The following is a 265-nucleotide window of genomic DNA, read 5'->3' as shown; positions in this document are numbered from 1 at the left end:
CGGGCCATCAGGGTCAGAAGTTTGGGCGCTGGGGCTTAGCGTCGGGCGATTGTGCTCATCCCCATCACCCGCGCCCGCGCGCGAGGATCGGCATCGAACAAAGCCGCCAGTTGCTCGGTCATCGCACCCGCCAGCTGCTCGACATCGGTGATCGTCACCGCACGCTCGTAATAGCGGGTCACGTCATGGCCGATACCGATGGCCAGCAACTCCACCGCCTTGCGCTTTTCCACCATGGCGATCACGTCGCGCAGGTGTTTTTCGA

The 265-nt window shown here is 63.4% G+C and carries 1 protein-coding gene; it reads right to left on the bottom strand.

Annotated elements, in window-relative coordinates:
- Nucleotides 1–35: 35 nt before the first annotated feature.
- A partial coding sequence (locus JI666_RS22125; RefSeq protein ID WP_206895047.1) for a cobaltochelatase CobT-related protein occupies nucleotides 36–265 on the bottom strand: 230 nt, incomplete at its 5' end.

It is taken from the genome of Bacillus sp. NTK071 (assembly GCF_017303315.1).
GTDB lineage: Bacteria > Bacillota > Bacilli > Bacillales > Guptibacillaceae > Guptibacillus.
The sequence above is the reverse complement of the archived record's forward strand: the minus strand, read 5'-3'. Positions and strand labels throughout refer to the sequence as shown.